The organism is Escherichia sp. TW14182 (assembly GCF_000208525.1).
GTDB classification, from domain to species: Bacteria; Pseudomonadota; Gammaproteobacteria; order Enterobacterales; family Enterobacteriaceae; genus Escherichia; species Escherichia ruysiae.
Map to the genome: position 1 here is coordinate 1 of NZ_AEJZ01000008.1, position 8,244 is coordinate 8,244.

Below are 8,244 nucleotides of genomic sequence, written 5' to 3' on the forward strand. Positions count from 1 at the left end.
TTCGACGGTGTACCAGATGTACTGTTTAATAATGTTCAGCAGCACCGGCGAACGGACAAAACGGTAGACGTGGAGCCAGAGCTGTTCTTTCCGGATATACCGGTAATAGCCCCGGATATCAGTCCGCCAGACAAAACGTGCCCCCTGAACCAGCGTTTGCGTTATTTCTGCCAGCGAGTCCCGACCGCCGCGGTGCCCTGCAGTATGGACACACTGTTTCTGCAGGGGCAGCAGGTCCTGTATTTCCAGTGCCACCCACTTCATCACCATGGCATCAGCGGCAGACCAGAGAACGATATCTTCCTGTTTTCCGGTGCGGATGAGCTGTGGTGGTAACAGTCGATATTCACCGTTATCCACCTGCTGCCATATGCGCTTCAGGTATTTTTCCCGGTGAAAACGCAGGTCCCATATATCAGCGTTATGGGATGCCCGGCGTCGCCGGCGAAATATCCATGCCTGTGCAGATTCGCGGTAACGGCTGTCTCTCATTCATGATTTCAGTCAAATTTTTTAATTACCCGACCCGGTGGTTCATAAATGGTTTTGTCTTCCTCAGCACCGGTTTATATCTGAGCAGAATATCCAGCCAGAACGTCAGGTCATTACGTATCCCCAGCTTCCGGTATATCTGCGACTTCTGATATGACACCGTCTTCGTACTGCGGTGACGACAACGGGCTATCTCCGACACACTCATCCCCTGTATCAGCATCCGCAGTAATGACAACTCCGTGGGGGTCAGTGTGTCTGGCAGTGTCAGGGTAAGCTCCGCGTTATAGTGTGTCAGAAAAACACTCAGCGTTACCGCACTCATTTTCCGTTTCCTGCTCCCGCCTGATTTCCACTCATCCCTGGTGCTGTTTCAGCAGCGCGCTGACCACTTCCGCAAACGACTTCCCGTAATCCTGCTCAGTCGATGGCCGTATACCGCCGTTGTTCACCAGATATTTCCCTTTCACGAAGAATGACGGCGTTCCTGTCACACCATAAGCTTTTGCCGCTTCCTGCTGTCTGGCCGTCAGGGCTCGTACCGCCATGCTGTTTTTCGCCGCGTCATAGTCCCTTGCCGGAATACCGGCATCAATGAACACCTGGCGGATACTCGCTTCCGTCTTAATGCTCCGGTTTATCTGCACCGCCACAAACAGCGGTAACTCCACTCTGTCTTCCACACCCAGTACTTTTGCCACCGACCAGGCTTCCGTCAGCTCCGGTCCCAGCGGCCCCATGCTGCCGACGTGATACTTCACCACCTTCTCCCCGGGCGGCAGGATTTTGTCCACGGCCTGGCTGACGTGAAAACGGCTGCTGAAAGCCGCACAGGGCGGGCAGTAAAAGGAGAAAAACTCCACCACCGCCGGTGCGTCTGCCACCGGCGTCTTCAGCACGCTGTAATCCTTACCTTCCGCGGGTGTCGCTGCCCGGGACTGTGGCATGCAGGCGATGCCCAGCCCACAGAACAGCAGAAATACCAGTTGCCTGAACATCATTAATTACCTTTCACAGATTTATTCACGAATTACGGCGTTGTCTTTCTGACTGGCTGGTATGACCGGGTCAGTAATATCCCTGCAGCAGAGGCGTTTCAAACCAGATATATCCCCAGAGAAAGCAATTCAGGATGAACAGAAAAATCTCTCCAAAATATTCTCTCAGCCATCCTCTCTCCTCCTGTTTTCCGTACCTTTTTTCCCTGTCAGCAGGCATTTGTTTCATACTTTGCCTCCCTTACGGATAACCCACCTCAAAACGCAGTGTGGCCGATGCCAGACCGAACGGTCCTCTCTGAGACACATTCGTTTCCGGCGTCAGTGTGCAGATGCGCTCCGTCACGCCAGAAACCACATTCGCATCACTGCAAAAATAATCTTCCGCAGTCGAACCGGTCAGTTTTATCAACCTATCCTTTTCTCTCAGGGAAAGAGTCGCTCCGGTGTCAGTACCTCTGTCTGTCTGCAAAACAACTTTCTCATCACCACTACCTGCGCCTCCTTTCACAATGGTTGCCGTCAGCGCTGTTTTAACCGGCGCGTCACCTTCACACTTCCAGGAGATTTTCAGCGGAGCGTGCGACTTTGTCCCCGGAGTCAGGGTACCCAAGTTATATTCAGGGAGCACCGTAATATCACAGCTCGGCTGGGTGAAGGTGACATTAATTGTCAGCGTTGCTGTGGCGGTGGTGGCCGCCTGTCCGCTGCCGGTCATCACCACCATCATCAGTGCTGCCAGGGCCGCTTTAGTGAATCTCATAGCTCTGAACTCCACCCCAGTCATTTACAGCATCCACGCTGATTTTTCCGCTCACTTTTTTACCCAGACTCACATCACTGAACGGCTTAAGCTGTGCAACTTCCTTCATCACCTTGTCACTGAGTGTGATGTCCTTACCGTCATGCTTCACGTTAACAATGGCCATGTAATACGGCGTCGGGTTCTTCAGCCAGGTGTCACTGCCACGCTGTTCCAGCTTCAGCTGCTTCTCTGCATCCTTACGACCATTCTTAATGGACGCCGGACGGTAAATCAGCTTCACGCGGGTGTTCATGGCAATGGCCAGTACACTGCCTTCGTTATCTTTCATCTCCGGTTTGGGCGGCACTTCCTGCACGTTCAGCCAGAACAGGGATTCACGGTCTTTCGGCAGATTGCTGTCCGTGTTCATGATGCGGATAATCTGTTTCTGTTTGGGTGACACCTTAAAGAACGGGGGCTGTGGCACCATGTAGACGCCGTTCCCCTGGTTCGTGTTATCAATCCACACCTGACCACCATAGGTCTTGTCCGCATTGTTCGTCACTTCAAAAGAAACATTCTTCTTTCCCTCTTCATAAATGAAACGGGTCCCGTTCAGCGTAAATGCCGCCATGGACTGGCTGCAGAAAGAGAGAGAAAGGAGGGCAGCCAGCGCTGCCTTACCAAAATTATTCACAACGAACCTCCTGAACTTTATTCGTGTTGGCCTTCAGTCCTGCCATGGAGAAACGACACTGTTTTCCGTCCCCGGTATTCACGCTGACAGTTTTCGGTTCAGCCAGCATGTTCATCAGCAGAACACCATTGTTTGAAATAAACCCTGCATTCAGCCCCTGTTCCGTTTTCGCATCGCCACCGGTCAGGTAGTTGCCCTGCGCATCCTTCACTCGCAGGATATAACGCAGCACATTCTCGAAGCCGAATTTGCGGTAAATCATTGCCTTTTCGGTCGGCACCACGTTGTATGATGTGGTCTCAAACTCCATGTTGTCCGGCACGTTATCCATGTTGATGTTGATGCTGTTCTCTGAATACTCAGATAACCACACAACCGTGTTACCGTCACTGTTCGTCGGCATGGAGCCGTTAACAGAAACACCTTTAACGCCCGGAATGCTGACAATACCCACGGTGTCAGACGACTCTTTGGTAAAGAGCGGACCAGTCTCAGATGTCCCCAGAACAGAGCCGGAAACACTGCCGGAGAAACTGGTCTGGCTGCTTCCGTGCTTGTTGTAAGAACGGGAGACGCCCATATTGGTCTGAATGGCATCAAACGCATAGCTGGCCGATGCAGACGCACCACGGTTACCTTTTGAACCAGCATTCGCACTGAGACTGTAATTAAACCGCTCTGTCGGAGAGGCTGACACACTGGTGTTGAATGTCGTACCACCGGTGCGGGTATGGCCCACGCTGTTGCTGCTGTAATGACGGGTTCCTTTCAGGTCAAACGGCACACTCAGACTCAGTGAAACGGAGTAATCTGCCTTATCTGACCATGCATACTTTGAATACGACCCGTTCAGGAAGACCGAGACGGAATCAAATACAGACGTACTGAATGACAGCGTGCTTCCGGTGTCATGCCCCTCACGCATCCAGTAATCCTGACGCCAGAAAGAGCCGCTCAGGTACGTGTTGTCAAAACGGTGCGACAACCGGGCTTCATAGCGGGATTTCTGGTTACCGCCTCGCCAGCGCCAGATATCCTTCGGGTCAAAGTCTGCAAACTCCACATACCCCTTACTCTGGTAGCGGTATGTCAGTAACTGCAGGTCTGTCTTGTCCGAGAAACTTTTGGCATACTTGGCGCTGAAGCTTTGTCCGGTTTTCACTTCTCCGTTGTCATAGCTGGCCTTTGACACGTTCGCACTGAGCGACACGGCTCCCAGTCCTCCCAGCATCTGGGTAACGCCCAGACCACCGGCCTGATAATCATCATTCAGAATGAATGCTGAGTTCAGCGTGGTGGTGGAGAAACCATAGTCCAGACTGCCCAGCCAGAACATTCCGGTGTCAGAATGAAACGCCTTATCCAGTTCATTACTGTTGTTCTTCTTACCCACCGCCAGGTTGTACTGGAACTCACCCGGACGCAGCAGCGTCGGCAGCGTGGTGACCGGATAGACCTGCTCGGTCTTGTTGCCACTTTCATCTTCAACGGTCACCACCAGGTCGCCGTTCCCCATCGGGCGCAGGTCATCCAGACGATAAGGTCCCGCCGGTACCATTTTAGAATAGACCGTATATCCGTTTTGTTTCACGGTAATACGGGAAGGGGTGGGGGCGATACCGGAAATGTCCGGCGCATACCCCCTGGATTCCCACGGGCGCATATTACTGTTAGAGCGAAGTGCCGCTCCGTAGAAATTGAAGTCAGAAAACAGTTCGGTACGTGTCTGTGATTTCCCCAGCAACAGGTCTCCCTGCACCTGGCTGATGGCCGTGGACAGGGTCAGGTCACTGGAGGTGAATTCGGTTTTATCACGGTCATGCGACACGTTCATGTTGCTGGATAACACCCAGCGCCCCAGGTTGATGGCTGCATCAAAATTCCCGAAGGCATTCACATCATCATGAACGTTTTTATTGAAGTTACCGTAATATTTCAGGCGCCCGCCATTCACACCGTAATCCCAGCGGGCGGGGTCGTTTTTACTCAGCAAATACGCCTGAGGAATATTAAATTTTAATGTCTGTGCACCATAATCAAAATCCACTTTAGTATGGGGATTACGGGTCAGGACATAACACTGTTTTTCCTTGTCAAAGACATCATCATAAGCGTCTTTTTTCATCATCACCCCGGCGCTATCCAGCCATTCGGACGAGAGACAAAGACGATTGTTTTTTTCATCCGCTTCCGTAATGACAAGATTCGCACGTCCGGTTCGCTCGTTATTAACGAGCACATCAACAACGTACTGACCTGCAGGCAGAGCGCTGTCTGTTTTCAGAATGGAAGGAATGACACTGGTTCCCTGGATAAAATCCAGGTTTAATTCTGTTGCGACACTAAAATGAGAATATATACTCAGTGCCAACAGAGATAATTTAAAAAGACGACACTGCTTCATCTATGAATATATCCTCGAGCTCAGCAGGGAGCATATACTCCGGAAAATGGGATGCTTTTCCCGGAAGTAAACTCCCGGGAAAAGGAGATAAAAGTCAGGGATTACTTATAGGTAACCGCGTAAGCTGCCGCAGTCTGGAAGTCACCGACTTTATCTTTACCCTGCAACTGAGCAGTGAACTTCAGGCCAGCACCATTTATAACGTTTTCTGCAGCAAAGTCAGCAACATGGTCAGTGGAATCGATCTTGTTACTATCCTGACCGTTCACGGGTTTCAGAACAACATAAGCATCATCCGCCAGACCACCTTGCGCACCAATACCATCTGCAATCAGGTTGCCCGACCATGCTACAGAAGCTGTTTTTCCAGTGCTCAACGATGAACATTCGCCACCAGAAGGATCCGTTGCCTTAAATACCAGAGAAATTTCTTCGCCAAGAGCGTTCTTCTTCACAGTACCCAGCTGAACCATATCGGTAACCGCACCACCTACTTCCGGAGTTACGTCACAGGTAACTTCAGTTACGTTACCAAAGAACTGAATATCCCCCTGAGATGCCATTGCAGAACCAGCAGCCATAGTCATTGCAATTGCAGATGCAATCATTAATTTTTTCATCTTATTAAACTCCGAATAACTGGAATATCAAATAATCATTGTTACAGGACGCATTAATGACGCGTCGCTATTTTCTCCCCAGACAAAAAAAGAAAATAACGCCTCCCCATCCATAAATATACGGCAGCCGCCTGTACAGATAGCAGCATTTATTTTTTTGCAACACCAACTGTATTGTTCGGATTTACCGGCAATAAAAGCGAGCCAGCCTGGAAACGCCACGCTCTATACGGAGCAGGCGCCCAATGCACACGCTCAGATACCCGGCATTAACGCCATATCTTTGACAAACAACTTTGCGTAAATCCCCTTTAACAAGATGGTCACGCATTGCCAGAATAACTTTCGGGCTATGAATCGAAGAAAGCTCCATTAACAAATCAAACTGTTCACCTGATAATGAGCCTTTTACATCTTCTCTTCTGACAACTGAATCAAGACCTTTCTGATAAGAGGTCAAATCATCATAGCCACAACCAGGCATAAATACCCCTCCGCAGCTTTCTCCACTCCCCGGAACCAAAGGAACACGTTCTCAAAATTTATATATTTTCTATTTTATATAGTATCAAAGTCCGTTCAATACGCATTTTGCGATCTTTTTAACTAAAAAGAACACACCAAACAACATAAAATCCTGAATGCCAAACACCAAACAGAACAATACACTACAAGTCAATGCATTAACCAGATGAAAAGATCGGATAATGCAATAAATACGATCTTTTATCGTTTTTTTTGGAAAGAATAAAAATAAAACCTGTCTTTATGTTTTTTATAAAAACAGCAAACAAGAAAGACTATTTTAAATAACAACTCCTGAATGCAATCTTGCTATCAACGCTAATATTTACGTTATTTATCAGTTGATTTGATAAGCCTTATCTGGATTCTTGATATAAGACATTACCCGACGCAATTTAGGTCTGGATATATGATTTGTTTTTTTACATTTTATTTAAATTAACTTCACAAATACCACCAGTGTATATCTATGTGTTTGTGCTTTAATTTTTATTCAGAAATAATCTGAATCAGGGTTTTGTTACTCTGCCAGCAGTAAAACGCCGGGTGCCGGCAAATATGCAAATGAGAATAGTTATAAAAAGAGAATGCTATGAAAGTGCTGATTCTTGAATATCTTTCGCAGTGTAAAACAGCCACTACAGCGGAAGTGGCCGACATGCTGAAAACAACGGATTATCAGGCACGCTATCTTCTTCAGTGCCTGACTACAGAAGGAAAGGTAAAACGAAGCGATATTCGTCGCGGAGCAAAGACGTTGTGGGAAATTGCACAGCCCCCGGAATGCATAACACGCCCGGAGAGTCCTGTCCGGGCTTCAGATGTCAAGAACTGACGCCGGATGAAATTACCTCTTACCGTCTGCCAGCGCAGGCGGCAGGATACGTTCAGACATCTCACCAGGAGGAACCGTGAGTAAGAAGAAAACCACCACGGGGTTCCTGGAGAGTATTTTATCTGTCGGTCAGGCAGCCTGACGGCTGCCTGGCTTATACTACTGTCAGTCTCTCTCTCAGATTTATGATTTAATACAGATCGTTCTGTTCGTGATGCATATGCGCTTACTTCTCATACTTAAAACGTTTCCCTATACTTTACTTTTCATTGCGTTATTCAGCGCTTTTATCATCAATGTCTTGCCGGGGGACCCACAGGTGAAATCTCACCTGAGCCTTTTTTTTCAGGTTATTACAGGCATCAATGTTCTTGCCGGAGAAAGAAGATTCCTGCTGTTATTGCCTGTCCTCACCGGTACAGTAATAAAAATTTTTATACACAACACTCCCGTTATGGCGTCATTTGAAAAACTGCTTCATCTGTACTTTTTTGTACTGATATCCATAGTGGTACTCAGACAGGTCATGTTTACCCGGAACGTAAGTCGTGAGCTGGTTTTTGCCTCGCTGTGCGGATTTTTGCTGATTGGGTATATGGGCTTCTTCCTGTTTTCCAGTATTGAAGTTTATACGCCTGGAGCATTCAGGGGTGTTTCTTCAGAAAGGCCACTAATGATGAACGATCTGTTTTATTACTCATTCATCAGTATTCTGACTGTCGGATATGGTGATATCGTTGCTGCATCATGGACTGCCAGAAATGCCACCATTCTGGTGGCGCTTGTAGGGTATATCTATTCTCTGGTATTTATTGCACGTGTTGTCAGCGATTTTTCGTCCTCAAAAGCCTGAATATCAGCAACCGACTCAGTCATCACCGGACGCACTGAACCTTCCGGCAGCTTCTCCAGCCAGTTAAGCCAGCGG

Annotated in this window: 10 protein-coding genes and 1 pseudogene; 2 read left to right on the top strand and 9 right to left on the bottom strand. The window is 48.4% G+C overall.

Translation table 11 applies throughout. The features are described 5' to 3' along the window. The 9 genes and pseudogenes from EQY_RS0101120 to EQY_RS0101155 all read right to left on the bottom strand — a co-directional run. Positions 1 to 492: pseudogene (locus tag EQY_RS0101120) on the bottom strand (transposase); the annotation flags it as partial. A 25-nt stretch (positions 493 to 517) separates the two neighbouring features. Next, complete coding sequence (locus EQY_RS27190; RefSeq protein ID WP_001277199.1) at positions 518 to 817, bottom strand: helix-turn-helix domain-containing protein; 300 nt, start codon at positions 815 to 817, stop codon at positions 518 to 520. A gap of 31 nt (positions 818 to 848) precedes the next feature. Continuing rightward, complete coding sequence (locus tag EQY_RS0101130; RefSeq protein ID WP_077629625.1) at positions 849 to 1,493, bottom strand: DsbA family protein; 645 nt, start codon at positions 1,491 to 1,493, stop codon at positions 849 to 851. Positions 1,494 to 1,560: 67 nt separating this feature from the next. Then, the gene (locus tag EQY_RS26460; RefSeq protein ID WP_158000057.1) at positions 1,561 to 1,719 is read right to left on the bottom strand and encodes a hypothetical protein; all 159 of its coding nucleotides are present in this window, start codon (positions 1,717 to 1,719) and stop codon (positions 1,561 to 1,563) included. A 12-nt stretch (positions 1,720 to 1,731) separates the two neighbouring features. Then, entirely contained in the window at positions 1,732 to 2,253 is a 522-nt protein-coding gene (locus EQY_RS0101135) for a hypothetical protein (protein WP_001212899.1), read from the bottom strand. After that, positions 2,240 to 2,932, bottom strand: a complete 693-nt coding sequence (locus EQY_RS0101140; RefSeq protein ID WP_001058636.1) for a fimbrial chaperone — start codon at positions 2,930 to 2,932, stop codon at positions 2,240 to 2,242. The genes EQY_RS0101135 and EQY_RS0101140 overlap by 14 nt, the downstream gene beginning before the upstream one ends. Beyond that, complete coding sequence (pefC, locus tag EQY_RS0101145) at positions 2,925 to 5,336, bottom strand: PefC/AfrB family outer membrane usher protein (RefSeq protein WP_000806549.1); 2,412 nt, start codon at positions 5,334 to 5,336, stop codon at positions 2,925 to 2,927. Before pefC ends, EQY_RS0101140 begins: the two co-directional genes overlap by 8 nt. A gap of 101 nt (positions 5,337 to 5,437) precedes the next feature. Next, positions 5,438 to 5,956, bottom strand: a complete 519-nt coding sequence (locus tag EQY_RS0101150) for a fimbrial protein (protein ID WP_024212354.1) — start codon at positions 5,954 to 5,956, stop codon at positions 5,438 to 5,440. Between the two features lie 184 nt (positions 5,957 to 6,140). Further along, positions 6,141 to 6,440, bottom strand: a complete 300-nt coding sequence (locus EQY_RS0101155; protein WP_001117557.1) for a PapB/FocB family fimbrial expression transcriptional regulator — start codon at positions 6,438 to 6,440, stop codon at positions 6,141 to 6,143. Positions 6,441 to 7,073: 633 nt separating this feature from the next. Here EQY_RS0101155 and EQY_RS0101160 point away from each other — a divergent pair. Further along, positions 7,074 to 7,316 carry a FaeA/PapI family transcriptional regulator gene (locus EQY_RS0101160; RefSeq protein ID WP_000866086.1) on the top strand — a complete coding sequence of 81 codons (243 nt, stop codon included), beginning with the start codon at positions 7,074 to 7,076 and terminating at the stop codon, positions 7,314 to 7,316. A 319-nt stretch (positions 7,317 to 7,635) separates the two neighbouring features. Beyond that, positions 7,636 to 8,169, top strand: coding sequence for a potassium channel family protein (locus EQY_RS0101165; RefSeq protein WP_237712256.1), 534 nt, complete (start codon positions 7,636 to 7,638; stop codon positions 8,167 to 8,169). The last annotated feature ends 75 nt before the right edge of the window (positions 8,170 to 8,244 follow it).